Raw genomic sequence first — 25,559 nt, forward strand, 5'->3', positions numbered from 1 at the left:
GCGCCACGGCACAATCGTCGGATGCTCATGTATCCGCAGATCAATCCCATCGCCTTGCAGCTGGGGCCGGTGGCCATCCACTGGTACGGCCTGACCTACCTGGCGGCCTTCGCGCTGTTTTACTTTCTGGGCACGCGCCGCCTGCACCACGAGCCGTTCCGCTCGCTGGCCACGGCCGGCGTGTGGCAACGCAAGGACATCGAGGACATCCTGTTCCTGGGCGTCATGGGCGTGATCGTCGGTGGCCGGCTCGGCTACTGCCTGTTCTACAAGCCCGAGTACTACCTCACGCACCCGCTCGAGATTCTTTATGTTTGGCAGGGCGGCATGAGCTTTCATGGCGGCCTGCTCGGCGTGATCGGCGCCATGGTGTGGTTTGCGCGCTCGCGTGCGCGGCCGTTCTGGCAGGTGATGGATTTCGTCGCGCCCTGCGTGCCGACCGGCCTGGCCGCGGGCCGCGTGGGCAACTTCATCAACGGTGAGCTGTGGGGCCGCTTCAGCAGCCCCGAGCTGCCCTGGGGCATGGTGTTTCCGCAAAGCGGCTCGATGCTGCCGCGCCACCCGTCGCAGGTCTACCAGTTCCTGCTCGAAGGGCTGCTGCTGTTCGTTGTGATGTGGCTCTATGCGCGCAAGGAGCGCAAGCAGGGCCAGGTGGCCGCCGTGTTCCTCATCGGCTATGGCGTGCTGCGCTTCGTGGCCGAGTACTTCCGCGAGCCCGACGATTTCCTCGGCCTGCGCGCGCTCAGCCTGAGCCAAGGGCAGTGGCTCAGTGTGCCGATGGTGATCGGCGGCATCGCGCTGTGGATCTGGTTCGGCCGCGCCGGCAAGACGGGCAGCACCGCGCGCGCCTGATCTTTCGGCCCCCCCGCACAACGCGGCGCAGCACCTTCGGGTGCGCGCCGCTTTTTTTCGTCCGTCTCAGGGTAATTCCGGGCCGCAAGGGCAGGGCGCAGCCCTTGCATTGCGTTAACCATGCACTCACAATTATGCGTAATTACAGGAAATTACGAGAAACGCCCACCGACTTTCCGAGTCCTTCACGCATGCGCCTGGTCCCCAATTCCCTCCACGACGAAGTCGCCGCCACGCTGCGCGAGCAGATCTTCGACGGCACGCTGTCGCCCGGCAGCTTCGTGGACGAGGTGGCCCTGTGCGAGCGGCTGTCGATCTCGCGCACGCCGCTGCGCGAGGCGCTGAAGGTGCTCACGGCCGAAGGCCTGCTGCGCCACGAGCCGCGCCGCGGCTGCTTCGTGAACGAGGTGACCGAGCGCGACCTCGACGAAATCTTTCCGGTGATCGCGCTGCTCGAAGGGCGCTGCGCCTACGAGGCCGCGCGCAACGCCAGCGACGCCGAGCTGAACGAGCTCGACGCGCTGCACGAGCGCCTGGTGCGCCACGCCAAGGCGCGGCGCATCAACGACTACTACGCCACCAACCACATCATTCACGAGGCGATCATCAAGCTCGCCGACAACAAGTGGCTGGCCCAGGTGATCGGCGACCTGCGCAAGATCCTGAAGCTCGCGCGGCTGCAGCAGCTGCACGCGCCGGGGCGGCTCGACCAGAGCCTGTCGGAGCACCTGGCCGTGTTCGCCGCGCTCAAGGCGCGCGACAGCGAAGGCGCCGACGCCGCCATGCGCACCCACATGACGCGCCAGCGCGAGGCGCTGCGCGAAGTGATGCAACAGCAGAAATCCCGGGTGATGCCGTGACAGGCATCGCCCATACAGCCAACGGCACAGGAGCAGATCGATGAGTGCGACCGAGTGGTTCCAGGCGCGCCTGCGCATGGGCGAATCGTCCAAGGTTCCCGTGGCGAGCAACGGCGCCACGAAAGGCCCGGCCCGCCACACGCCCAAGCCCAGCGCCCGCACCACCGCCGAGCGGCTGCAGGCCACGCTGCGCAAGGCCGACGAGGCGCTGTCGCCGCGCACGCTGCGCCGCGTGCTGGCCGAGCTGCAGGCCGTGATCGATCCGCGCGTGAGCGAGGTCGAGGGCGGCCGTCGCGCCCATGCCATCGCGCAGGCCTACGCCGGCGCCTCGCCCGAAGAGCGCCGCGACTACTGGGCGCTCATGAGCGAGCATTTCGCCGCCCACGCGGGCAAGCTCAAGAGCGCGCGCGACCAGCACCAGAGCGCCGTCGGCACGCCCGACGAAGGACAGGCCGAGCTGCGCCTGCGTCGCGCGCTGGTGTCGCCGCGCATGCGGCTGCTGCAGCGCTTCGCGGTCGAGCCCGGCGGCATGCGCTTCCTGGTCGACCTGCGCGCCGACCTGCTGCCGTGCCTGAAGTCCGACAAGCGCCTGCTCGCGCTCGAGGCCGAGCTGGAGCACCTGTTTTCCACCTGGTTCGACGTGGCTTTTCTCGAGCTGCGCCGCATCGACTGGAACTCGCCGGCCTCGCTGATCGAGAAGCTCATCCGCTACGAGGCGGTGCACGACATCAAGAGCTGGTCCGACGTGAAGAACCGCCTGGACGACAGCGACCGCCGCTGCTACGGCTTCTTCCATCCGCGCCTGCCGAACGAGCCGCTCATCTTCGTGGAGGTGGCGCTGGTCGACCGCATCAGCGAAGGCATCATGCCGCTGCTCGACGAGGCCGCCGTGCCGGTGCAGCCGGCCAAGGCGACCACCGCAATCTTCTATTCGATCAGCAACACGCAAACCGGCCTGCGCGGCGTGAGCTTCGGCGACTCGCTCATCAAGCGCGTGGTCGAGACCCTGCAGGACGAGCTGCCGCGCCTGAAGACCTTCGCCACGCTGTCGCCCATTCCGGGCCTGCGCGCGTGGCTCGCCAAGAACGCCGCCGAGCTGCTGCCGCGCCTGGACGAGAAGCGCGAAGCCGAACTCGGCCGCCTCGTCGGCTCGGTGCCGCCCACGGCCGAACGCCTGCTGGCCGCGGTTGATGCGGCGGCAGAACTCGACGCGAAATCGCCGCTGCGCCAGTGGCTGCTGCAGGCCACCGCCGAGTACCTGGGCCGCACGCTGGTCGACGGCACGCCGGCCGACCCGGTGGCGCGCTTCCACCTGGGCAACGGCGCGCGCGTCGAACGGCTCAACTGGGCCGGCGACCCGTCGGCCAAGGGGCTCAAGCAGTCGTACGGCCTCATGGTCAACTACCTGTACGACCTCAAGCGCCTGGACCGCCATCGCGCCTGGCTGGCCGAAGGCAAGATCGCGGTTTCGGGAGACATCGAAGGCCTGTTCCTCAAAAAAGGCTGAGTCCGTTCGCTTCGCCGCGGCAGCGCTGCGGCCCGCACCTTGACCGCCGGAGGGCGGCAACATCTACAACGACGACGACAGGAGACGAGACAGATGACGCAACAGAGTTTTCAACGACGCGATGTGCTGCGCGTCGCCGCAGCAGCCGGGGCCGTGGCCCTGTGCGGTGGCGCACGTGCCCAGGGCTGGCCGACCAAGCCCGTGACCATGGTGGTGCCGTTCCCGGCCGGCGGAGGCACCGACGCCTTCGCGCGCCCGCTGTCGGCCCAGTTCTCCCGCGCGGCGGGCCAGACGCTGGTCATCGACAACCGCGGCGGCGCCGGCGGCACCGTGGGCGCGAGCATCGCGGCCAAGCTGCCGGCCGACGGCTACTCGCTCTTCATGGGCGCCGTGCACCACGCGATCGCGCCGTCGATCTACCCCAAGCTCGACTACGACCTCGAGAAAGACTTCGTGCCCCTGATGCTGCTGGCCAACGTGCCGCAGGTGGTGGTGGTCAACCCGAAGCGGGTGCAGGCCGCGACCATCCAGGAGCTCATTGCCACCGCCAAGCGCAACCCCGGCAAGCTCAACTACGGCTCGGCCGGCTCGGGCACCTCGCACCACCTGGCGGGCGAGCTGTTCAAGCTGCAGACCGGCACCTTCATCACCCACATTCCGTACCGCGGCGCGGGCCCGGCGCTGTCCGACCTGATCGCGGGCAACGTCGACCTGATGTTCGACGGCCTGGGTTCTTCCGCGCAGCACATCAAGGGCGGCCGCATCAAGGCGCTCATGGTGGCCGGCGCCAAGCGCAACCCCGCGTTCCCCGACGTGCCCTGCGCCGCCGAGGTCGGGCTGCCCGACTACACCGTCACCACCTGGTACGGCCTGTGGGCGCCCAAGGGCACGCCGGCCGAAGCGCAGACGCAGATCATCGACACGATGAAGAAGGCGCTGGGCACCGACGAGCTGAAGGCCATCTGGGCCCAGAACGGCTCCGAGATCCCGAACGTCACGAACGCCGCCTACGGCCGCTTCGTCAACGCCGAGATCAAGCGATGGGCGACCGTCGTGAAGGCCTCGGGCGCCAAGCTCGAATGACCGAGCGGCAGGTCTCGCTGCGCCGCGAAGGCGCCGTGGCGCTCGTCACGCTGTCGAACCCGGGGCGTCTCAATGCGATGACGCGTGCCATGTGGCGTGCGCTGCGCGCGGTGTTCGACGACCTGCGCGGCGACACCGCGCTGCGCTGCGTCGTCGTGCGCGGGGAGGGCGGTGCCTTCTGCGCGGGCGGCGACATCTCCGAGTACCCCTCGTTCCGCTTCGAGGAAGCGAGCCTGCGCGAATTCCACGAGAACGAAGTCTGGGCCGCGCTGCAGGCGATGCTCGACTGCCCGCTGCCGCTGGTGGCCCAGATCGAAGGCGCTTGCATGGGCGCCGGCGTCGAGATGGCCAGCTGCTGCGACATCCGCCTGGCCGGCGCGTCGTCGAAGTTCGGCGCACCGATCGCGAAGCTGGGCTTTCCGATGGCGCCGCGCGAAGCCGCGCTGGTGCATGGCGCCATCGGCGACGTGCTGGCGCGCGACATGCTGCTGGCCGCCGGCGTGCATGGCGCGCAGCGGCTGTACGACGCGGGTTTTCTCTTGCATGTGCTGCCCGACGCCGAAGTGCCGGCCGCCGCGCAGGCGCATGCGGCGCGCATTGCCGCGCTGTCGCCGCAGGCCGCGCGCCTGCACAAGGCCACCTTCACTGCGCTCAAGCGTGGCGGTGCGGCGGCGCAGCAGCTGCTGGCCACCGCGTACGACTACGCCGACAGCGCCGAGCACCGCGAGGGCATCGATGCCTTCCTGGGCAAGCGCCCTCCGAATTTCCGACCTTCCTGAGCCTGCCGTTTGATGATGACGAAGATGATGAAGACGAAGTCCTCCCCCAACGCCAACCTGTTCGCCGCCTTGCGCGCCGCCTTTCCTGCCGATCTCGACGCCATCGCGGTCGAGACCGATAACGGCCTGCACTATTCGTGGCGCGACCTCGACCGCGCCAGCGCGATGATCGCCAACCTGCTCGACGGCCTGAAGCTCGAGAAGGGTGCGCGCGTCGCCGTGCAGGTCGAGAAATCGGTCGAAGCCATGCTGCTGTACCTCGCGACCCTGCGCGCGGGCTACGTGTTCCTGCCGCTCAACACGGCCTACCAGAGCGCCGAGATCGAGTACTTCATCGGCAACGCCGAGCCCGCCGTGGTCGTGTGCACCGGCCGCAACGCGGCCTGGGTGCGTCCCATCGCCGAGGCGGCCGGCACGCGCCACGTGTTCACGCTGGACGACGACCGCACCGGCACGCTGCTCGACGCCGCGGCGCGCTGCAGCGACCGCCACACCGTGGCCATCAAGAAGCCCGACGACCTCGCCGCCATCCTGTACACCAGCGGCACCACCGGCCGAAGCAAGGGCGCGATGCTCACGCACCGCAACCTGCTGTCGAATGCCGAAGTGCTCAAGGACTACTGGGGCTGGACGAAGGGCGACGTGCTGATCCACGCGCTGCCGATCTTCCACGTGCACGGCCTGTTCGTGGCGCTGCACGGTGCGCTGCTCAACGGCAGCAAGATCCTGTGGTTCTCGAAGTTCGACCCCAAGCGCATCGTCGCCAAGCTGCCCGAGGCCACGGTGTTCATGGGTGTGCCCACGCTCTACGTGCGGCTGCTGGCTGAGCCGGGCCTCACGCGCGAGGCGGTGCGCACCATGCGCCTGTTCGTCGCGGGCTCGGCGCCGCTGCTCATCGAGACGTTCGACGAATGGCGCGAGCGCACCGGCCACACCATCCTCGAGCGCTACGGCATGAGCGAGACCGCCATGCTCACGTCCAACCCGTACGACGCCAAGAAGGGCGAGCGCCGCGGCGGCACCGTCGGCTTCGCGCTGCCGGGCGTGCAGCTGCGCGTGCGCGACGACGAGGGCAAGGACCTGCCGGTCGACGAGATCGGCGGCATCCAGGTGAAGGGCCCCAACGTGTTCGCCGGCTACTGGCGCATGCCCGAGAAGACGAAGGAAGAGTTCACCGCCGACGGCTTCTTCAAGACCGGCGACGTGGGCAAGATCGATGCGCGCGGCTACATCACCATCGTCGGGCGCAGCAAAGACTTGATCATCAGCGGCGGCTACAACGTCTACCCGGCCGAGATCGAGGGCTACATCAACGAGATGGCCGGCGTGGCCGAAAGCGCCGTCATCGGCGTGCCGCACCCCGACTTCGGCGAGGTGGGCGTAGCCATCGTGATCCCCAAGGGCGGCGCCACGATCGACGCCGACGCCATCGTGGCCGAGCTCAAGGCCAAGCTGGCGAACTTCAAGATCCCGAAGCGCTGCTTCGTCGTGCCGGAACTGCCGCGCAACACGATGGGCAAGGTGCAGAAGGCGCTGCTGCGGGCGGAGCACAAGGGGCTGTTCGCAGCCTGAGCCCCGCCGCGCGCCCGGGCTTCAGGCGGCGGGCGCGAGCCCGTTCATCAGCCCGCTGCGCGCGTGGCAGTTGATGTATTCGTAGCTTTGCTCGTCGGCCTTCAGCACCGACACCTCGTGGTACAGGCGCAGGCGCAGCTCGAAGTTCAGCGCCTGCACGTAGCGCATGAAGCTGCCGAAGATCGCGACGTGCGTCGGGTGCGACTCGGCCCAGCGCTCCATGTCGGCCAGCGAGCGCCAGTAGCTCAGGCCGAAGGACTTCTGCAGCGGTGCACCGCGTGCGTCGAGGTGGTGCATGAAGCGGTTGCTGTAGCAGCCGATGGGCAGGCCCTGGTCGCGCAGAAAGTCCATGCCTTCGCGCAGCACCGGGGCCATGTCTTCCAGGTAGCGCTGGCGTTCCTGGCCGGTGGTCTCGGTCCATTCCTGGCCCGAACGGATCATCGCGAGGTGCGTGTGGCCCGCGATGCGCACGCGCTGGCCTGACGCAGGCGTGCCGGCGATCACCGCGCGCGTGCCCGAAGGCGCGAGCGCGTCGGCCTGCGCGAGCGGGAGTCGATCGCGCATCGACCCCCAGTAGCCGTGCTCCTGCAGTTCGCCGCTCACACCGCCCATCACCACGCCGATGCCCTCGAGGCGGTCGGGCGTGCTGAACAGGGTCTCGAAGTGCGCAGCACGCGGGGATGCGATTTCGCGGAAGTAGCCGAGGCCTTCATGCAAGCGCTCGTCGGCGTTCCACCAGGCCTCGATGGCGGGCGTGGCACACCAACGCGCGAACGCCGCCGCATCGTGCCAGTAGGCGATGGCGATCATGTTGTCGCAGCCGTCGGCGTCGACACAGTGGGCCAGGTCGTGGTGGCCGGGGCCGTCGGGCAAGGCGAAGTCGCCAGCGATCTTCAGGAGCGCGGCGCAGGCCCGGCCCTGCATCGCCGGACCGCGCGACTGCACGCCGAAATAGCCCATCACGACCTGGGTCGTCGTCACGGGCGCGCGCGCCGACCAGCCGGGGTAGGGCGGGGTGTGGTCGTCTGCCACGCGGCGCTCGCGGGTGCGCGGGCAGCGCAGGTGCTCGGGGATGGCCGATTCCATGGTGCGGCTCCGTGGTCGGCTCAGGCCACGACCGGCTCGGGCACGCTGCCCTCGGGCTCCGGCGTGAGCTGCACCACCACGGGCGTGCGCCGCGTCTTGTTCAGCAGCAGCTGTGTGACGTCGGGCCGCGAATAGTGGCCGCTCGGATCGGCCGCCGCCTTGGCGAGCGCGATCATGCCGAGGTCGATGTCGGCGATCACCAGGCCTTCGGCGTCTTCGGCCAGCGGCGTGCCCAGTGGCGAACCGTCCGGGCCGTAGATGCGCGCATGCCCGCCGCCGACGCCCAGCATCTGCCGCTTGCCGTCGTCGGTGCACATCAGCTCGCTCATGGCCTTCGACACTGTGGCGCAGGGCGCGATGACGAAGCAGCCGCCCTCGACCGCATACACCTGGCTCGCGGCGTTGTTGACCTCATGGCCCAGCGCGTAGGCCGCGCCGCGGTAGAGCGAAAAGCTCGGCCACGCGCCGCAGTGGATCTGCTCGTTCTGCGCATACATCGCGTACTTGCTCAGCGGCTGCAGGTGTTCCCAGCAGCACAGCGAGCCGATGTTGCCCAGCGGCGTCTGGACCACGTGCAGGTCGGCGCCGTCGCCTTCGCCGAACACGGTGCGTTCCACGTGCGTGGGCTTGAGCTTGCGACGCGTCTGCACGGTGCGGCCCTGGTCGTCGATCAGCGCCTGCGCGATGTAGAGACTGCCCGCCGCTTTCTCGCTGTAGCCGAGCGAGAGCCAGATCTTGTGCTGGCGCGCCGCCGCCTGCAGGCGTTCGAACTCGGGCGAGCCGATGACCAGCGAGTTGTCGTGGTAGCGCTGCACGAACTGCATACCCCAGGCCGGCGAATCGAGCCAGACCCACCACGGGTAGCCCGGCACCCAGGTCTCGGGAAAGGCGATGAGCTGCACGCCCTGTTTCGCAGCCTGCGCCATGAGGTCGATGGTCTTGTCGATGGTGGCGTCGAGGTCGAGGAAAACAGGCGCGGCCTGCACGGCGGCGACGCGGAGTTGGGGGTGGACGGTGGTCGGCATGGGGTGTTCTCCAGGGGGCAATGAACGTAACGAAATCCCCGCTGTGCGCACCGGGTTTGCGCGGTGGCATGCGGGTTGCATGAAGCGTAAATTCGCGCCGCCGGAACGCCTTGACCCGGATTGGCGGCGTTCTTGTTCCAGCGTTGCATGTGCCTTGCGAAGGCCTTCCGAGGACCCCGATGACCCCCTTGCTCAGCACCGATGCCGTCCCGCGCGAGCAGCGGCTCGCGTACTGGACCGACATGATCTGCAACGTCTACGTGCAGCTCGAATGCGACGCGGTGCGCACCGGCGACGGCGGCGACTTCGAGGGCAGCATTCGCCAGCACGCGCTGCCCGGCCTCGGCATGTCGGTCGTGACCTCGCGGGCGCAGAAGGTGATGCGCACGCCGGGCCACATCGCGGCGTCGAGCGACGACTGTTTTCTCGTGAGCATCCAGGCGCGCGGACAGGGCGTGGTGCGCCAGGACGGGCGCGACGCCGTGCTCGGTGCCGGCGACTTCGCGCTCTACGACAGCACGCGGCCTTATCAACTGCTGTTCGACCAGCCCTTCGAGCAGATCGTGCTCAAGCTGCCCGGCGAGCGGCTGCGCAGCGAACTGCGCGACACCGAGGCGCTCACGGCCACCACGGTGTCGGGGCGCGAGGGCGCGGGGCACCTGCTGCTGGGCATGATCCGCACGCTGCGCGAGGACTTCGACGCGCTGCAGCCGGCCTCGGCGCTGGCGGTGGCCCATGGCGTGCAGAACATCCTCGTGGCCGGCCTGCAGACGCTGCCTGCGGCGCACGCACCGGCGCTCAGCAAGCTCACGGCGTACCACCTCGCGCGCGTGAAGCAGCGCATCGACGAGCAGCTGGCCGATCCGACGCTGTCGGTGGGCACGCTGGCGGCGCAGCTGGGCATGTCGGTGAGCCACATCCACCGCGTGTTCAAGAGCGAGCCGCTGACGCCCTCGCAGTACATTTGGGAGCGCCGGCTCGACGCATGCAGCCGCGACCTGCTGGAGCCGCGCCTGGCAGGGCGGCCGGTGGGAGAGATCGCGTACGGGAGGGGGTTCAACGACGCGGCGCATTTCAGCCGCGCGTTTCGCGAGCGCTTCGGGTGTTCGCCGCGCGAATGGCGGCAGCAGCGCTCGCCGCAATGACCGCGGCCACGGCGCATCGGCCGTCGCCGGGGTGACCGGGTCTTCTTACTGGACCAGCAGCACCGAGATGTCGGTCTCGGCCACGACCTTGGTCGCCACCGAGCCCATCAGCGCGCGGCCCAGGATGCCGTGGCCGTGCGTGCCCAGCACGATCAGCTCGGCCTTCGATTCGGTGGCCGACTTGAGGATTTCCTCGGCCGCGTGGCCGTGGCGCGCGTCGGCGGTGAAGTTGGCCACGCCTTTCTCGGCGAACCAGGCCTTCACCGGGTCGAGCACCTTGGCGTTTTCCTCGGCGTAGTACTCGGTGACGATTTCCTTGCTCAGGTGGCGCGCCACGTGGCCGGAGATGCCGGTGCAGACATTGACCACCACCAGCTCATGGCCGTCCACGAACATGGCGCGGTTGGCGAGCAGGTAATTGAGGGCCTTTTGCGTGTAGGCGCTGCCGTCGACTGCAATGAGGATTTTCATGGCTTTCCTTCTACGACTGTGAACAAGTGCCGCATAGGATGGCACAGGAAAGCCACGGGGTGTTTGATATGCCTCAGCCGCGCAGGCCCTTCCAGAGCATGTAGGCGGCCAGCAGGTACAGGATGCTCGCGAACACGCGCTTGAGCTTCTTCACCGGCAGGCTGTGCGCGGCCTTGGCGCCCAACGGCGCGGTGAACACGCTGCAGGCCGCGATCACCACGAGCGCGGGCAGCCAGATGTAGCCGAAGGCGCCGGCCGGCAGGCCCTGCACCGACTGGCCGCTGAGCACGTAGCCCAGCACGTTGGCCACCGCAATGGGAAAGCCCAGCGCCGCGCTGGTCGCCACCGCGTTGTGGATCGCCACGTTGCACCAGGTCATGAACGGCACGCTGATGAAGCCGCCGCCCGCGCCCACCAGGCCCGAGATGAAGCCGATGATGCCGCCCGCCGCGAGCTGGCCGCCGGTGCCGGGCATCTGGCGCGTGGGCTTGGGCTTCTTGTCGAGGAACATCTGCGTGGCCGAGAAGCCCACGAACAGCGCAAAGAAGATGGCCAGCGCCGTGCCCTTGAGCAGCGCGAACACGCCCAGGCTGCCCGCGAGGCTGCCGATGACGATGCCGGGTGCCAGGCGCTGCACGATGTCCCAGCGCACCGCGCCGCGCTTGTGGTGCGCGCGCACGCTGGACACCGACGTGAAGATGATCGTCGCCATCGAGGTTGCGATCGCCATCTTCACCGCCAGGTCGGCCGGCACGCCGCGCTGGCCCATGATGATCGTGATGAACGGCACCATCAGCATGCCGCCGCCGATGCCCAGGAGGCCCGCGAGGAAACCGGTGCCCAGGCCGAGCGCGGCGAGTTCGGCGATCAGGAGGGGGTCGAGCAGGGCAGCGAGGTTCACGGGAGGATGGAGAAAGAACGAGCGGCTGAAAAAGCAACGGCCCCGTGCGGTGAAGCAGGGGGCCGTGGCGGGAAAAGGTGTCTGCAGATGGTGTGCCGGACCCGCATCCTGAACCAGGGTTCAGGTGGGCGAGGGCAGCAGGACTTCGGGTTCATCTGACGCGAGATGATCACGCCCGTCAAGCGATGTACCAAGCCCGGCTCCGGAGAGCATTGGAACAAGGAAATATTAAGCCCGACACGTCTGCAGACAAAACGGATTTTACGCCCCGGATGTGCCGGGCCGCGCGCCCTCAGAGCAAATGTCCATCGCCCGCCAGGGCCTGATCGAGTCTCTGAATGAGCTGGGCGGCCTTCGGGTCGGTGTCGGTGGCGGTTTCTTCCGTGCTGCTGGCCGCGACGGGGGCCGGTGCGGCGGCAGCAGCGGCCTGCTGGGCCGCGAGATCGAAAGCCAGGTTCAGCGAGGCGAGCACGGCGATGCGGTCGCGTGCCTTCACCTTGCCCGCGTCGCGGATCTTGCACATGGCCGCGTCCACGCGGTCGACGGCCTCGCGCAGTTGCGCTTCGCCGCCGTCGGGACAGCCGAGCAAGTAGCTCTGGCCCATGATCTGTACTTCAATCTGCTTCATGCGTGATGGGAATCTTCGGAAGGGGGTTCGGCCGGCAGCCGTTCGAGCAGGGCATCGAGGCGAGTGCGGGCTGCGGCGAGCCGCGACTTCAGGCCGTCGCGTTCACGCGTGAGCGCATCGACCTGTTCCTGCAGCAGCGCGTTGGTGCGCTGCACCTCTTCGTGACGCACGAGCAGGCGTTCCACACGCTCGGCGATCTGGTCGATGGGGCTGGAGGCGGGCATGGTTGGCGATTGTAGTTTCCCGGGAATTCGGAACATCCGGCGCACCGCGCGGGGCGCGCACCGGACGTGGCCGAGATTCTGGGGCCTGCGCCGCCCGTGATCAAACACGGTGTGGTGCGCGCGCCCCGTGGGCGCCCCGTGGGCCTAAAATCCTGCCCGTTGGTGCTCGCGGCGTGGTTCGCACGGCGCAGTTCAACGGGAAGCAGGAGTGGACGCCCCCCGGGGCCGAAGCCGCCTGCGCTGCCCCCGCAACGGTCAAGCAGACGACGCCGCAACGCGTCACCCCTTTCCATCCAGCCACTGGGCGCCCTGAAACAGGTGCCTGGGAAGGCGGCAAAGGGTCGATCTGCCAGCCCGGATACCGGCCAACAAGGCGGCTGCCGCATCGGCAGCCATGACGCCCATGGCGCCGGCGGGGAAGCCGGCCAGGGCATAGAAGTTCGTTCGGTTCACCCCATGATTTCCTGTGTTTCCCTCTCCAGCGGCCGCGCCAGCGTGCGCCGCAACCGTCCCGCGTGCCTGCCGCTGACGCTCGCCCTGGCCTCGGCCTTCGGCGGCCTGGCCCTGGTGCCGCTGGCTGCGCAAGCGCAAGCCGCCGCGACGCTCGACGAGACCGTCGTCACCGCCAACCGCACGCCGCAGGCGCTGTCGGACCTGGTGGGCGATGTCTCCATCATCGACCGCAAGACCATCGAGCGCAGCGGCGCGACCGGCGTGGCCGACGTGCTCGCGCGCCTGCCGGGCATGGAGATCTCGCGCAGCGGCGGCGTGGGCAATGCCACCAGCGTGTTCATCCGCGGCGCCGAGTCGCGCTTCACCGCGGTCTACCTGGACGGCGTGCGCATCGATTCGCAATCGACCGGCGGCGCCGGCTGGGAAGGCATTCCGCTCGCGCAGATCGACCGCATCGAAGTGCTGCGCGGCCCGGCCGCCGCGGTGTACGGCTCGGACGCCGTGGGCGGCGTGATCCAGCTCTTCACCAAGCGCGGCGAGGAGGGCGTGTCGCCCTACGCCGGCATCGGCTTCGGCAGCCACGGCCTGCGCCGGATCGAAGGCGGCGTGAGCGGCAAGTCGGGCCTGCTCGACTACTCGTTCGGCGTGGCGCATGAGGAAAGCAAGGGCTTCAACATCCAGCCCATCGCCAAACGCACGCCCTCGAAAGACGGCTTCACCAACCCCGACCGCGACGGCTACCGCAGCACCTCGGGCAACCTGAAGCTGGGTTTCCAGATCACGCCCGACCAGCGCATCGACGCCACCTTGCTCACCAGCAACACCGAGGCGGCCTACGACCCGTCGGTGAGCTTTCGCACCAAGCCGCCGATCACCTTCCGCAACGACGTGTCGACCAACGAGCTGCGCACCGCCGGGCTGACCTGGTCGGCCAAGTGGAACGACATCTACAGCACCCGCCTGCAGGTGACCGATTCGCAGACCGTCTACAAGACCCAACCCTCGTTCTACCGCACCGAGACCCGCCTGCGCGGCTACCTGTTCCAGAACGAATTCCGTTTCGGCGCCCACCTGGTGACCGCCACGCTCGAGCGCCGCGAAGACGCGCTCGAGAACGCGCCCACCACCTCGGCCAAGCTGTTCTCGCGCGACCGCTCGCAGAACGCCGCCGCACTGGGCTACGGTTACGTGAAGGGCCCGCATTCGCTGCAGCTGCACGTGCGCCATGACGACGACAGCGAGTTCGGCGGCAAGACCACCGGCAGCGCCGCCTACGGCTACGCGATCACGCCGAGCCTGCGCGCCACCGTGTCGGCCGGCACCGCGTTCCGCGCGCCCACGCTGTACCAGCGCTTCAGCGAATACGGCCTGGCGAGCCTGCAGCCCGAATCGAGCCGCAACGTCGAGCTGGGCCTGCAGTACACGGCCGGCGCCACGCAGGCCGGCATCGTGCTGTACCGCAACCGGGTGCAGAACCTCATCGTGTTCGACGGCAGCGCCAAGGGTTGCCAGTCGTCGTTCGGCTGCTACGCCAGCACGGCGCGTGCGCGCTACCAGGGCGTGACGCTCACGGGCGGCCACCGCATCGGCGACGTTACGCTGCGCGCCTCGCTCGACTACCAGGACCCGCGCGACCTCGCCACCGACCACCTGCTGGCACGCCGCGCCCGGGCCCACGGCACGCTGGGCGCCGACTGGCGCATCGCCGGCTGGACGCTGGGCGCCGAGCTCCAGAGCTCGGGCAAGCGCTACGACGACGCAGCCAACACCGTCAAGCTCGGCGGCTACACGCTGCTGAACCTGTCGGCCAGCACGCAGATCACGCGCGACCTGAACCTGGTGGCGCGCGTGGACAATGTGGGCGACAAGGACTACCAGTTCGCACGGCTCTACGCCACCGGGGGCCGCACCGCGTACGTCGGACTCAAGTGGACTCCGCAGTAAACACCCGCCGCCCTTCGCCCGGCGCAGCCGTCACCTGCGCCGCGGTGCTCGTGGCCGCGCCGGCCTCGGGGCAGGGCAAGACCACGGTCGCGGCCGCGCTCGCGCGGCTGCAAGTGCGCCAGGGCCGCCGCGTGCGGGCCTTCAAGTGCGGTCCCGACTTCCTCGATCCGCACTGGCTCGCGCTGGCCACCGGCGCGCCGGTGCATTCGCTCGACCTGTGGATGACCGGCGAGGCCGACTGCCGCGCGCGCCTGCATGCCGCCGCGAGCGAGGCCGACCTGGTGATCGTCGAAGGCGTGATGGGCCTGTTCGACGGCACGCCCAGCGCGGCCGAGCTGGCCGAGCGCCTGGGCCTGCCCGTGCTGGCCGTGATCGACGCCCAGGCCATGACCGGCACCTTCGGCGCGCTGGCCTACGGCCTGCAGAATTTCCGCCCGGGCCTGCCCTGGGCTGGCGTGCTGGCCAACCGCGTGGCCGGCGAGCGCCATGCCGACATGCTGAAGGACGCATTGCGCGAACCCGGCGACTGGCTCGGCGCCTTGCCGCGCAGCGCCGATTTCGCGCTGCCCGAACGCCACCTGGGGCTGGTCGGTGCCGCCGAACTCGGCGATGCGATGGTGCGGCTCGACGCTGCGGCCGACGTGCTCGCCGCCACGCCGCTGGGGCAGCGCACGCCCGGGCAGCTGCCGCAGGTGCGCTTCGAGCCCGCGCCGACGGCGCCCGTCGCGCCGTTGCTGGCCGGACGCACCATCGCCATCGCGCGCGACACGGCGTTCTCGTTCATCTACCCGGCCAACCTCGAGGTGCTCGAGGCTCTCGGCGCGCGGCTCGCGTTCTTCTCGCCGCTGGCCGACGAACCGCTGCCGCCCTGCGACGCCGCCTGGCTGCCCGGCGGCTACCCCGAGCTGCATGCGGCCGTGCTGTCGGCCAGCGACCGGTTGCGGCTCTCGCTCGCCAACCACGTCACGGCCGGCAAACCGATCTGGGCCGAGTGCGGCGGCATGATGGCGCTGTTCGACGAACTCGCCACGCGCGACGACGCCGAGCCGACCGACGTGCACCGCCTCTGGGGCGTGCTGCCGGGGCGGGCCGTCATGCAGAAGCGGCTGGCCGGCCTGGGCCCGCAGCAGCTCGACCTGGGCGCGCATGCCTTGCGCGGCCACACCTTCCACTACTCGCGCTGCGAGACGCCGCTCGCGCCCGCCGCGCGCACTGTCGGCACGCGCGGCGGCGAGGCGCTGTACGTGCACGGGCCCGTGCGCGCGAGCTACTTTCATGCGTGGTTCGCGTCCAGCCCGGAAGCGACCGCGCGGCTCTTCAGCGCCATGCCCCTCGAACTCGACAGCCACGCCGCACAGGCGCCCCCCGATGCCCCTCACTGAGCACGAATTCATCCTCGGCGGCCAGAAAAGCGGCAAGTCGCGCCGCGCCGAACAGCGCGCGGCCGACTGGCTGGCGTCCGGGCCCGCATCGCGCCGCGCGGTGCTGATCGCCACCGCGCAGGCCCACGACGACGAGATGCGCGAGCGCATCGCCCGCCACCAGGCCGACCGCGCCGAGCGCGTGCCCGGTCTGCAGACCCTCGAGGAGCCGATCGAGCTGGGGCGCGCCATCGTCACGCAGAGCGCGCCCGACACGCTCGTGGTGGTCGACTGCCTCACGCTGTGGCTCACCAACCTGCTGATGCCGCTGCGCACCGAAGGCGCCGCCGTGGTCACGCGCACGCCCTCGGCGCACGCCACGCTGCTGCTCATCGCGCTGCGCGAGGCGCGCGGGCCGGTGGTGCTGGTCGGCAACGAGATCGGGCTGGGCGTGATCCCGCTGGGCCGCGAGACCCGCGCTTTCGTCGACGTGCTCGGCCGGCTGAACCAGGACGTGGCGGCCGCGTGCCACCGCGCGACGCTGATGGTCGCCGGCCTGCCGCTGACGTTGAAGGCACCTGGCGCATGAGCTTCGATCGCGTGAAGACCTGGTTGCGCGCGTCGTTGCTCGGGCTCGCCCTGGTGGTGGGCGCGCATGCGGCGCAGGCCGTCGATGTGGTCGACGAGCGCGGCGTCACCGTGCACCTGCCGCAGCCGCCGCAGCGCATCGTCTCGCTGCTGCCGTCGCTGACCGAAGGCGTCTGCGCACTCGGCGCCTGCGACCGCCTGATCGGCGTCGACCGTTATTCCAACTCGCCCGCGCAGGTGCGCGCGCTGCCGCAGCTCGGCGGCGGGATCGATCCGAATGTCGAAGCCGTCGTCGCGCTCAAGCCCGACGTGGTGCTGCTCGCCAAATCGTCGCGCGTCACGCAGCGGCTCGAGGCACTGGGCCTGAAGGTGATCGTGCTCGAACCCAAGAGCCACGCCGACGTGCGCCGCGTGCTGGGCGCGCTCGACCAGGTTCTCGGCACGCACGAGGCGCCCGCTGTTTGGCGCGCCATCGATGCGGCCGTGTCGGCCGCGGCGCAGTCGCTGCCCGCCAGCGCCAAAGGCCTGCGCGTGTACTTCGAGGTCAACACCGGCCCTTACGCGGCAGGCGGCTCGTCCTTCATCGGCGAGACGCTCGCGCGGCTGGGCGTGAAGAACATCGTGCCGGCGTCGCTCGGCCCCTTTCCCAAGCTCAACCCCGAGTTCGTCGTGCGCGCGAACCCCGACCTCATCATGGTCAGCGTGCGCAGCGCGATGGGGCTGGAGCAGCGACCCGGCTGGGGCGGCATCCGCGCGGTGCGCGAAGGCCGCGTGTGCCGCTTCGACGCCGAGCAGACCGACGTGGTCGTGCGCCCCGGCCCACGCATGGACGAGGCCGCGCGCCTGATGGCGCAGTGCCTGGCGGACAAGGGGCGGTGAGCGGCATGCATTCCGCGCACCTGCGTCGCGTGCTGCTGCTCGGTGCCGGCCTGCTGGTGCTGGGCGCGGCGCTGCTGCTCTTCGGCCTGGGCATCGGCAGCACCGGTTTCCAGAGCCTGCTGTCCGCGCGGCACGACCCGGTGGCGCTGCAGATCGTCTGGGACATCCGCCTGCCGCGCACCCTCGGCGCATGGCTGGCGGGCGCGCTGCTCGGGCTTGCGGGCGCGGTGGCGCAGGGCCTCTTCCGCAACCCGCTGGCCGACCCGTACCTGCTGGGCAGCGCCTCGGGCGCGTCGCTGGCCGTGGCACTGGCGCTGATGCTGTTCGGTGGCTCCGTCACCAGCACGCAATGGGTGATGCGCCTGGGGCTCACCGGTGCGGCCTTTGTCGGTGCCGTGGCCGCGGTGCTGCTCACGCTCACGCTGGCGCGTGGCGTGCAGCAGACCCTGCGGCTGTTGCTGGCGGGCGTGATCGTCGGCGTGGTGCTGGGCGCCGCCAAGGACCTCATCACCATCGCCTCGGCCGACATTCTTCAGGCGTTGCAGGGCTTCGTGCTCGGCAGCACCGGGCTGGTCGGCTGGGCCGCCTGCGCCGTGATGGCGGCGGTCGGTGCGGCCTGCCTGCTGCTGGCCTGGGCGCTCGCGCCGGTGCTCGACGGGCTCGCGCTCGGCGAGGCCACGGCGCGCAGCCTGGGCCTGCCGCTGGGCGCCATGCGCGCCGCGCTGGTGGCGGTGCTGGCGCTGGCGACCGGTGCCGCCGTCGCGCAGACCGGCCTCATTGCTTTCGTCGGCCTGGCCGCGCCGCACCTGGTGCGTTCGGTGGTCAAGACCACGCATGCGCGGCTGATCGTGCTGTCGGCGTTGATGGGCGGGCTGCTGCTGATGGCGGCCGACCTGCTGGCGCGCTGGCTGATCGCGCCGCAAGAGCTTCCGGTGGGCGTGCTCACCGCGGTGCTCGGCGGCAGCTACCTGCTGTGGCTGATGCACCGGCGCGGCGCGAAGGGAGGCGGCCTATGAGCCGCACGCCATCCGCCGCGCTCGAAGCGCACGGCCTCAGCGCCACGCTCGGGTCGGTCGAGGTGCTGCACGGCATCGACCTGTCGCTCGCGGCCGGCCGCTGGACCAGCATCGTCGGACCGAACGGGGCCGGCAAGTCGACGTTGTTGAAAGCGCTGGCTGGGTTGCTCGCACACCGCGGCGAAGTGCGGCTCTTCGGCGAAGCGCAGGCGGCCGTGCCGGCCCGCGTGCGTGCCCGGCGTTTGTCATGGCTGGGCCAGAGCGGCACGGGTGAGGGCAGTGCCGACGATTTGATGGTCTACGACGTCGCGATGCTCGGGCGGCTGCCTCATCAGCGCTGGCTCGCGGCACCCAGCGAAGCCGATCGCGATGCGGTGGAGCGCGCATTGCGCAGCACCCAGGCCTGGGACTGGCGCGACCGTCCGCTGGGGCAGTTGTCGGGCGGCGAACGCCAGCGCGTGCTGCTGGCGCGTGCGCTGGCGGTCGAGGCCGAACTGCTGCTGATGGACGAGCCGCTGGCCAACCTCGATCCGCCGCATCAGGCCGACTGGATGCAGACGGCGCGCGCACTGGTGGCCCAAGGCCGCACCGTGGTCAGCGTGCTGCACGAACTGCCGATGGCACTGGCCGCGGACGAATTGGTGGTGATGAACCGGGGGCGGGTGGTGCACCACGGTGCTTGCGCCGATCCTGCGACGCATGCTGCGCTCGAACAGGTGTTCGACCACCGGATTCGCGTGCATCGCGTGGCAGATCAATGGATCGCATTGCCGCTATGAAGCCTCGCGCATCAAGTCATTCGGGGCGCGCTCCCGCCGACGGGGCACCTTGCTCCGCGAATGTCCCCCGGCCTGCGGCCTCCTCCTTGATTTCGCTGCGCAAGGCACCCCATCGACGTGAGCGATCAGCGCGGTCGTTGATCCGCCCGCACCACGACAGCGCCCATCGTGCGCAGGGCACTGGGTGCTTCCCGCAGCGAAATCAAGGAGGAGGCCGAAGGCCGGGGGACATTCGCGGAGGGAAGTACCCGGTGGCCTGTGCACACGCCCTGAACCACAAGAACACCCAAGAACGGAACCCTTCATGCAAATAGAAACCCCTCCCAGCGAAAAGCCCTACGAAAAGCCCGAAGGCGAACGCCGCGGCATCGTCATCGTCAACACCGGCGACGGCAAGGGCAAGAGCACGGCCGCCTTCGGCCTCGCGCTGCGCGCACACGGTCGCGGCAAGGCCGTGAAGATCTACCAGTTCATGAAGGTGCCTTCGGCGCGCTTCGGCGAGCACCGCATGTTCGAGCAGATCGGCATTCCCATCGAAGGCCTCGGTGACGGCTTCAGCTGGAAAAGCCAGGATCTCGAACGCTCGGGCCAGCTGGCGCGCGACGGCTGGGAAAAGGCCAAGGCCGCGATCCTGTCGGGCGACTTCTTCCTCGTGGTGCTCGACGAGATTACCTACCCGCTGATCTACGGCTGGCTGCCGCTCGAAGGCGTGCTCGAGACCTTGCGCGCGCGCCCCAAGCACGTGCATGTCGTGCTCACCGGCCGCCGTTGCCCGCCCGAGATCATCGAGCTGGCCGACACCGTCACCGAGATGCAGATGGTCAAGCACGCGTTCAAGGCCGGCATCCCGGCGCAGCGCGGCATCGAAGACTGACCCCGATGACGGCGCATGCGTTCGCGGCCGACGAGGCGAAGGCGGTGTACCGCGCCATCCACGAGCGGCGCGACATGCGCCACTTTGCAGGCGGCGAGGTGGCGCCCGAGGTGCTGCGCCGCCTGCTCGACGCCGCGCACCACGCGCCCAGCGTCGGCTTCATGCAGCCCTGGCGCTTCATCCGCGTGCGCGGCGAAGGGCTGCGCCGGCAGTTGCATGAGGTGGTCGAGCGCGAACGCGTGCTCACCGCCCGCGCGCTCGGCCAGCGCGAAGACGAGTTCATGCGCCTCAAGGTGCAGGGCGTGCTCGACGCGGCCGAGCTGCTGGTGGTGACGCTGGCCGACGGTCGCGAGCCGCATGTGTTCGGCCGCCGCACCCTGCCGCAGATGGATCTGGCCTCCGCCTCCTGCGCCATCCAGAACCTCTGGCTCGCGGCACGCGCCGAGGGGCTGGGCATGGGCTGGGTGTCGTTGTTCGAACCCGCCGAGCTGGGCGTGCTGCTCGGCCTGCCCGAGGGTGCCGAACCGATCGCCTTGCTGTGCCTGGGCCCGGTGCATGCGTTCTACGAAGAGCCGATGCTGCAGCGCGAACGCTGGGCCCGGCGCGCGCCACTGGCCTCGCTGGTGTTCGACGAAAGCTGGGGCCGGCCGTCGGACCTGTTCGATCCTTCTTCCACTTCATCTTCTTGCGTGGAGCCCACCTGATGCTGGCCTTCGACACCGTTCTCTTCGAGCTCGCGCGGCTGTTCCTGTGGCCCGTGACGCTCGGCGTGCTGCTGTCTTTCGTCTATGCGGTGTACTGCCTCGGCGCCTTCGGCATCGAGTGGTGGCAGCGTCGCCGTGACCCGTCGCGTGCGCTGGTGCTGCGGCGCCACGCACAGGCCAGCCAGGAGCAGATGGAGCTGGTCGTGCTCAAGCAGCTCGAAGGCGTGCGCCTGTGCAGCCGCGTGGCGCCGATGCTGGGGCTGATCGCCACCATGATCCCCATGGGTCCGGCGCTCGTGGCCGTGGCCTCGGGCGAATCGCAGGGCGTGGCGCAGAGCCTGGCGCCCGCGTTCGCGGCCGTGATCGTGGCGCTGGCTTCGGCCTCGATCACCTTCGTGGTCTACACGGTGCGCCGCCGCTGGCTCATGCGCGAGCTGGTGATGTTGCTCGACGCGCGGGACCGGCTGTCATGAGCCGGCGCCAGTTCTCGATCCTGAGCAGCCTGGACAGCGACGACGACGACCCGGTGCTCTCGACCATCAACCTGATCGACGTCTTCATGGTCGTCATCGGCATGCTGATGATCGCGGTCATCAACAACCCGGTGAACCCGTTCTCGCAGGACAAGGTGACGGTCATCCGCCACGAGGGCCAGCCCGACATGGAGATCATCACGCGCGAAGGCCGGAAGGTCACGCGCTTCAAGGCCAGCGGCGCAACGGGGCAGGGCGACGGCGAAAAGGCCGGCACCGCCTGGCGCCTGAAGGACGGCACGATGATCTACGTGCCGGCGGACGCGGTGCCGGCGTCGGGCGGGAAGTGACGCGGCTTTTCGTCTTCTGGCTCGGGCTCCTGTGCCTGATGGCGCAGCCTGCGGTGGCGGCCGGGTCGCGTGTCGTGGTGTTGAGCACGGCGCTGGTCTCGCCCGCGCGCGTGGTGCGGCTGCAAGCGGCGGCGCGTGACGCCGGCGTGCCGCTGCAGGTGGTGTCGGCTGCGCAGGACACGCCCGAGACGCTGGCTACCGCGCTCGATGGCGCGCGCCTGCTGGTCATCGATGCGCCGCACCTCAGCGTCGCGCAGTCGGCGGCAGCGCGCTTCGGCGATGTCATCGAGCGAACCTCCGTTCCCTATGTGCAGATCGGTGAATTCGCCCTCGTGGCGAAAGGCCAGAAACCGCCCGAGGTGCCACCGCTCGCGGCCGAACGCGGCGTCGATGCGGCCTGGGTGCAGCGCCTGCGCGCCTACTGGCGCTTTCCGGGCGAAGCGAACCTGAAAGCCTCGGTGCAGGCGATGGCGCGGGTCGGCGATTCAGCCGGACTCCCTGACCCCATGCCATTGCCGCTCGCGGGCTTCTATCGCCCCGACTGGCCGCGCGTCGAAAGCACCATCGCAGCGGTCGAGGCACTGCCGGGCGGTCAAGGCACTGTCGCCATCGCCGTCAACAGCGCCACGCTCACCAGCGACGACACCGACTGGCTCGACGGCCTGATCGGCACGCTCGCGCAGCGCGGCCTGCGCGCCTACGCCTTCTACGGCCCGCGCCAGCAGAAGGACCTGTTCTTTCGCATGACGCACGCCGGCGAAGGTGAGAGCGAGCGCCGCGTGGCCGACCTCCTCATCAACGCCGCGCTGGTATTCAGCCCGAACGAGCGCAAGGCCGAACTCGAACGCATCGGCGTGCCCGTGCTGCAGACGCTGCCATCGCTGGCCATGGATGCGGCGCAATGGGCGCGCAGCAAGGACGGCCTCGCGCAGACCGACATCGCGGCCTACTACAGCCCGAGCGAACTCGCGGGCATGACCGACCCGATGCTGGTCACCGCGCGCGACGCCGCTACCGGCAGCCTGCAGCCGCTGCCCGCGCAGATCGACGCCGTGGCCGACAAGGCCGCCGCGCTGCTGCGCTTGCGGCGCACGCCGGCCGCCGAGCGCCGCGTGGCGATGCTGGTCTACAACTACCCGTCGGGCGAGGCGAACTTCGGTGCGTCGTTCCTCAACGTGCCGCGCAGCGTCGACCGGATGCTCTCCGCGATGCAGGCGGCCGGCTACCGCACCGAGGCGCCGGGCGCGGAGAAGGTCATCGCGCAGGTGCAGGCCACGATGAAGGCCTACTACCCGACCGCGCAAGGCGGCGATGCGCTACAGCCGCTGCTCGACCAGGGCCTGGCCGACACGCTGCCGCTGTCGCAGTACCTCGCCTGGTTCCGCGCGCTGCCTTCCGACACGCAACGCCGCATCGAAGCCTACTGGGGCCCGCCCGAGGCCTCGACGATGCTGCGGCCCGTGGCCGGCGCGCCGGCCTTCGTGGTGCCGCGCGTGCAGTTCGGCCAGGTGGTCGTGCTGCGCCAGCCGCCGCGCTTCGAGCCCGGCACGCAGGTGGCCGACAAGGCGCAGCAGGTGTACCACCGCGCGGCCGTGCCGCTGAGCCACGGCTACCTCGCCACCTACCTCTGGCTGCGCAGCCGCTTCGGCGCCGACGCGCTGGTGCACGTGGGCACGCACGGCACGGTCGAGTGGTCGGCCGGCAAGGAGCGCGGGCTCTCGGTGCAGGACGATCCGCTGCTCGCGCTGGGCGACGTGCCCAACGTCTACCCGTACATCATGGACAACCTCGGCGAGGCGACCACCGCCAAGCGCCGCGGCCGCGCGACGATGGTGAGCCATTCGACGCCCATGTTCACGCCCGCGGGCTTCCGCCCCGGCGTGCGAGACATGCACGAGCGCCTGCACGACTGGGAAACGCTGTCGCCCGGCGCGGTGAAGACCGCGCTGGAACGGCGCCTGACCGCCGAGTTCGTTGCCCAGCACTACGACCGCGACCTGCAATGGACGCCCGCGCGCATCCGCGCCGACTTCGCCGGCTTCATCGCCGTGCTGCATCCGTACCTCGACGAGCTGGCGCAGACCGCGCAGCCGCTGGGCCTGGCCACCTTCGGCGAGGCGCCCGATGCACAGCGGCGGCGCCAGACGATCCTGCAGATCCTCGGCAAGCCCGTGGCGCAGGCGATGGGCGAAGACCTCGACGAGATGTTCCTCACCGATGCGCAGGGCATTGCAGCGTCGAAGCCTGCGCGCTGGCTGGAGGCCGTGCTGGCGGGCAACGACACCGCCACCGATGCTGAACCTTTGCGTTCGCTCGCCGCCCGGGCCCGCGCGCTCGACGCGGTGCTGGCCCACAACGAAGAAATCGAAGGCCTGCTCACCGCACTCGACGGCCGCTACCTCAAATCGCGCTACGGCGGCGACCCGGTGCGCGACCCCGACAGCCTCCCGACCGGGCGCAACCTCTACGGCTTCGACCCCAGCCGCGTGCCCACGCGCGCCGCCTGGGACACCGGCGTTGCCGCGATGGACGACTGGATCGCCGCGCACGCGCGCACCCACGGCGGCCGTGCGCCGCAGAAGATCGCCTTCACGCTCTGGGCCGGCGAGGCCTCGCGCCACCAGGGCGTGACCGAGAGCCAGGCCTTCCACGCACTCGGCGTGAAGCCGCGCTGGGACGAGGCCGGGCGCATGGTCGGCATCGAGATCGTGCCGGCCGCGGTGCTGAAGCGGCCGCGCATGGACGTGCTGGTCAGCGTCACCGGCTCGTACCGCGACCAGTTCCCGCACGTGATGCGCTGGCTCGACGAGGCCGTGCAGCAGGTGGCCGCGCTCGACGAGCCCGGCAACGCCGTCGCGCAGCACAGCGAGGCGATGGCGCGCACGCTGCGCGCCGGGGGCGCGACGGCGGCCGAGGCGCGGCGCTGGTCGACCGCGCGCGTGTTCTCGAACGAGCAGGGCAGCTACGGCGCCGGGCTCGAGGAAGCGGTGCTCGCCACCGAACTCTGGAACGGTCAGCAGCGCGGCGGCGGCGATGCGCAGATGGCCGGGCTCTACATGGACCGCATGGGCCACGCCTACGGGCGCGGCCTCGACGGCGCCACGCGCCCGGGCGCCTTCGCGGGCAACCTCGCGCAGGTCGATGCGGCGCTCATGGCGCGCACCTCCAACCTCTACGGCGTGCTGACCAACGACGACCCGTTCCAGTACCTGGGCGGCATCGCGCTCGCCGTGCGCCACCTCACGGGCAAGGACCCGGCGCTGTACGTGCAGAACCTGCGCGACGGCGCGGCCGTGCGCACCGACACCGCCGCCGGCGCCATCGCGCGCGAGATGCAGACGCGCTACCTGCACCCGCAATGGATCGAGGCGCAGAAGGCCGAGGGCTACAGCGGCGCGCTGCAGGTGCTCAAGACCGCGCAGTTCCTCTGGGGCTGGCAGGCGACCGCGCCCGCCGCCGTGCGCGCGGACCACTGGCAGTCGCTGCACGAGGTCTATGTGCGCGACACCTACAAGCTCGGCACGCGGCAGTGGCTGGAGCGCGAGAACCGCGCCGCCTTCGCGCAGACGCTGGAGCGCATGCTCGACGCCGTGCGGCTGAACTACTGGACGCCCGATGTCGCGACGCGGCGCGAACTGGTGCAGGCCTACACGGAGGCGGTGGGCGCCACGGGGCTGCGGGAGCGGAACGAGGCGGTGCAGCGGTTTGCGCAGGCTGCGTTGGTGGCGTCGCCTGTCACTGCCCCTGCACCGGTCGTCGCCGCACCCGCCGTCGCGCCCGTCGAAACGACCCCGCCCGCACCCGAATCGCCCGCCGCAGCGGACCTCGCACAACCGGTGGCCGGCCTCCAGCTGAAGCCCGTCGCCGACACCCCATCGCCCCCGCCGCCGTCCGCCGTGCTGCCGCGCCTGCTCGCCGCTTTCGGCGCCGCCTTGCTGCTGGCCGTCGGTGCGCTGGTGCAATGGCGGCGCGGTCGGGCCGTGCCTGCCGCCTGATTCACGAGAA

At 70.1% G+C, this 25,559-nt stretch carries 24 protein-coding genes and 1 riboswitch; of the genes, 18 read left to right on the forward strand and 6 right to left on the reverse strand.

The genetic code is table 11. The features are described 5' to 3' along the window. The first annotated feature begins 21 nt into the window (after nucleotides 1-21). From lgt to AC3WQR_RS12330, 6 genes are all read left to right on the forward strand, one after another. Nucleotides 22-852, forward strand: a complete 831-nt coding sequence (gene lgt / locus AC3WQR_RS12305; RefSeq protein ID WP_139703741.1) for a prolipoprotein diacylglyceryl transferase — start codon at nucleotides 22-24, stop codon at nucleotides 850-852. Between the two features lie 191 nt (nucleotides 853-1,043). After that, nucleotides 1,044-1,712, forward strand: a complete 669-nt coding sequence (locus AC3WQR_RS12310; protein ID WP_062480546.1) for a GntR family transcriptional regulator — start codon at nucleotides 1,044-1,046, stop codon at nucleotides 1,710-1,712. Between the two features lie 40 nt (nucleotides 1,713-1,752). Then, a complete protein-coding gene (locus AC3WQR_RS12315; RefSeq protein ID WP_492742210.1) occupies nucleotides 1,753-3,219 on the forward strand; it encodes a malonyl-CoA decarboxylase in 1,467 nt (488 codons plus the stop codon). A 93-nt stretch (nucleotides 3,220-3,312) separates the two neighbouring features. After that, nucleotides 3,313-4,302 carry a Bug family tripartite tricarboxylate transporter substrate binding protein gene (locus AC3WQR_RS12320; protein WP_062480542.1) on the forward strand — a complete coding sequence of 330 codons (990 nt, stop codon included), beginning with the start codon at nucleotides 3,313-3,315 and terminating at the stop codon, nucleotides 4,300-4,302. Beyond that, nucleotides 4,299-5,081 (forward strand): enoyl-CoA hydratase/isomerase family protein, encoded by a 783-nt coding sequence (locus AC3WQR_RS12325; RefSeq protein ID WP_492742212.1) that lies wholly within the window; start codon nucleotides 4,299-4,301, stop codon nucleotides 5,079-5,081. Before AC3WQR_RS12320 ends, AC3WQR_RS12325 begins: the two co-directional genes overlap by 4 nt. A gap of 27 nt (nucleotides 5,082-5,108) precedes the next feature. Next, nucleotides 5,109-6,653 carry a malonate--CoA ligase gene (locus AC3WQR_RS12330; protein ID WP_492742213.1) on the forward strand — a complete coding sequence of 515 codons (1,545 nt, stop codon included), beginning with the start codon at nucleotides 5,109-5,111 and terminating at the stop codon, nucleotides 6,651-6,653. 21 nt (nucleotides 6,654-6,674) lie between these two features. On the opposite strand, the gene AC3WQR_RS12335 is transcribed toward AC3WQR_RS12330, so the two are convergent. Both AC3WQR_RS12335 and AC3WQR_RS12340 read right to left on the reverse strand, forming a co-directional pair. Next, nucleotides 6,675-7,739, reverse strand: a complete 1,065-nt coding sequence (locus AC3WQR_RS12335) for a phenylacetaldoxime dehydratase family protein (protein WP_492742215.1) — start codon at nucleotides 7,737-7,739, stop codon at nucleotides 6,675-6,677. 20 nt (nucleotides 7,740-7,759) lie between these two features. After that, nucleotides 7,760-8,764 (reverse strand): carbon-nitrogen hydrolase family protein, encoded by a 1,005-nt coding sequence (locus tag AC3WQR_RS12340; RefSeq protein WP_492742217.1) that lies wholly within the window; start codon nucleotides 8,762-8,764, stop codon nucleotides 7,760-7,762. A 179-nt stretch (nucleotides 8,765-8,943) separates the two neighbouring features. On the opposite strand from AC3WQR_RS12340, the gene AC3WQR_RS12345 reads away from it, so the two are divergent. Next, entirely contained in the window at nucleotides 8,944-9,909 is a 966-nt protein-coding gene (locus AC3WQR_RS12345; RefSeq protein WP_492742218.1) for an AraC-like ligand-binding domain-containing protein, read from the forward strand. 45 nt (nucleotides 9,910-9,954) lie between these two features. Here the strand turns inward: AC3WQR_RS12345 and AC3WQR_RS12350 are convergent, their stop codons facing one another. From AC3WQR_RS12350 to AC3WQR_RS12365, 4 genes are all read right to left on the reverse strand, one after another. After that, a complete protein-coding gene (locus AC3WQR_RS12350) occupies nucleotides 9,955-10,380 on the reverse strand; it encodes a universal stress protein (RefSeq protein ID WP_062480532.1) in 426 nt (141 codons plus the stop codon). Between the two features lie 73 nt (nucleotides 10,381-10,453). Then, on the reverse strand, nucleotides 10,454-11,281 hold the full coding sequence (locus tag AC3WQR_RS12355) for a sulfite exporter TauE/SafE family protein (RefSeq protein WP_070060491.1): 828 nt from the start codon (nucleotides 11,279-11,281) through the stop codon (nucleotides 10,454-10,456). A 292-nt stretch (nucleotides 11,282-11,573) separates the two neighbouring features. Further along, nucleotides 11,574-11,909, reverse strand: coding sequence for a cell division protein ZapA (locus AC3WQR_RS12360; protein ID WP_062480529.1), 336 nt, complete (start codon nucleotides 11,907-11,909; stop codon nucleotides 11,574-11,576). Then, on the reverse strand, nucleotides 11,906-12,133 hold the full coding sequence (locus AC3WQR_RS12365; protein ID WP_056581479.1) for a hypothetical protein: 228 nt from the start codon (nucleotides 12,131-12,133) through the stop codon (nucleotides 11,906-11,908). The genes AC3WQR_RS12360 and AC3WQR_RS12365 overlap by 4 nt, the downstream gene beginning before the upstream one ends. Before the next feature lie 143 nt (nucleotides 12,134-12,276). Next, a riboswitch (cobalamin riboswitch) is annotated at nucleotides 12,277-12,517 on the forward strand. Between the two features lie 72 nt (nucleotides 12,518-12,589). On the opposite strand from AC3WQR_RS12365, the gene AC3WQR_RS12370 reads away from it, so the two are divergent. From AC3WQR_RS12370 to cobN, 11 genes are all read left to right on the forward strand, one after another. Further along, on the forward strand, nucleotides 12,590-14,530 hold the full coding sequence (locus AC3WQR_RS12370; protein WP_492742219.1) for a TonB-dependent receptor domain-containing protein: 1,941 nt from the start codon (nucleotides 12,590-12,592) through the stop codon (nucleotides 14,528-14,530). Continuing rightward, the gene (locus tag AC3WQR_RS12375; RefSeq protein WP_492742220.1) at nucleotides 14,515-15,912 is read left to right on the forward strand and encodes a cobyrinic acid a,c-diamide synthase CobB; all 1,398 of its coding nucleotides are present in this window, start codon (nucleotides 14,515-14,517) and stop codon (nucleotides 15,910-15,912) included. Before AC3WQR_RS12370 ends, AC3WQR_RS12375 begins: the two co-directional genes overlap by 16 nt. Then, nucleotides 15,899-16,480 (forward strand): bifunctional adenosylcobinamide kinase/adenosylcobinamide-phosphate guanylyltransferase, encoded by a 582-nt coding sequence (locus tag AC3WQR_RS12380; protein ID WP_159271953.1) that lies wholly within the window; start codon nucleotides 15,899-15,901, stop codon nucleotides 16,478-16,480. Before AC3WQR_RS12375 ends, AC3WQR_RS12380 begins: the two co-directional genes overlap by 14 nt. Continuing rightward, complete coding sequence (locus AC3WQR_RS12385; protein WP_492742221.1) at nucleotides 16,477-17,358, forward strand: ABC transporter substrate-binding protein; 882 nt, start codon at nucleotides 16,477-16,479, stop codon at nucleotides 17,356-17,358. The genes AC3WQR_RS12380 and AC3WQR_RS12385 overlap by 4 nt, the downstream gene beginning before the upstream one ends. Nucleotides 17,359-17,363: 5 nt before the next feature. Further along, nucleotides 17,364-18,374 (forward strand): FecCD family ABC transporter permease, encoded by a 1,011-nt coding sequence (locus AC3WQR_RS12390; protein WP_095747588.1) that lies wholly within the window; start codon nucleotides 17,364-17,366, stop codon nucleotides 18,372-18,374. Next, on the forward strand, nucleotides 18,371-19,153 hold the full coding sequence (locus AC3WQR_RS12395) for an ABC transporter ATP-binding protein (RefSeq protein WP_492742222.1): 783 nt from the start codon (nucleotides 18,371-18,373) through the stop codon (nucleotides 19,151-19,153). The genes AC3WQR_RS12390 and AC3WQR_RS12395 overlap by 4 nt, the downstream gene beginning before the upstream one ends. A 304-nt stretch (nucleotides 19,154-19,457) precedes the next feature. Continuing rightward, nucleotides 19,458-20,027, forward strand: coding sequence for a cob(I)yrinic acid a,c-diamide adenosyltransferase (cobO, locus tag AC3WQR_RS12400; protein WP_095745107.1), 570 nt, complete (start codon nucleotides 19,458-19,460; stop codon nucleotides 20,025-20,027). A gap of 5 nt (nucleotides 20,028-20,032) precedes the next feature. Beyond that, nucleotides 20,033-20,731 (forward strand): 5,6-dimethylbenzimidazole synthase, encoded by a 699-nt coding sequence (gene bluB, locus AC3WQR_RS12405; RefSeq protein WP_492742223.1) that lies wholly within the window; start codon nucleotides 20,033-20,035, stop codon nucleotides 20,729-20,731. Beyond that, nucleotides 20,731-21,204: a MotA/TolQ/ExbB proton channel family protein gene (locus AC3WQR_RS12410; RefSeq protein ID WP_492742224.1), complete on the forward strand. Its 474-nt coding sequence runs from the start codon at nucleotides 20,731-20,733 to the stop codon at nucleotides 21,202-21,204. The genes bluB and AC3WQR_RS12410 overlap by 1 nt, the downstream gene beginning before the upstream one ends. Beyond that, a complete protein-coding gene (locus AC3WQR_RS12415) occupies nucleotides 21,201-21,554 on the forward strand; it encodes a DUF2149 domain-containing protein (protein ID WP_062479884.1) in 354 nt (117 codons plus the stop codon). The genes AC3WQR_RS12410 and AC3WQR_RS12415 overlap by 4 nt, the downstream gene beginning before the upstream one ends. Then, nucleotides 21,551-25,549 (forward strand): cobaltochelatase subunit CobN, encoded by a 3,999-nt coding sequence (cobN, locus tag AC3WQR_RS12420; RefSeq protein WP_492742225.1) that lies wholly within the window; start codon nucleotides 21,551-21,553, stop codon nucleotides 25,547-25,549. Before AC3WQR_RS12415 ends, cobN begins: the two co-directional genes overlap by 4 nt. The last annotated feature ends 10 nt before the right edge of the window (nucleotides 25,550-25,559 follow it).

Source organism: Variovorax sp. FW305-3-2-15-B-LB1 (genome assembly GCF_058787635.1).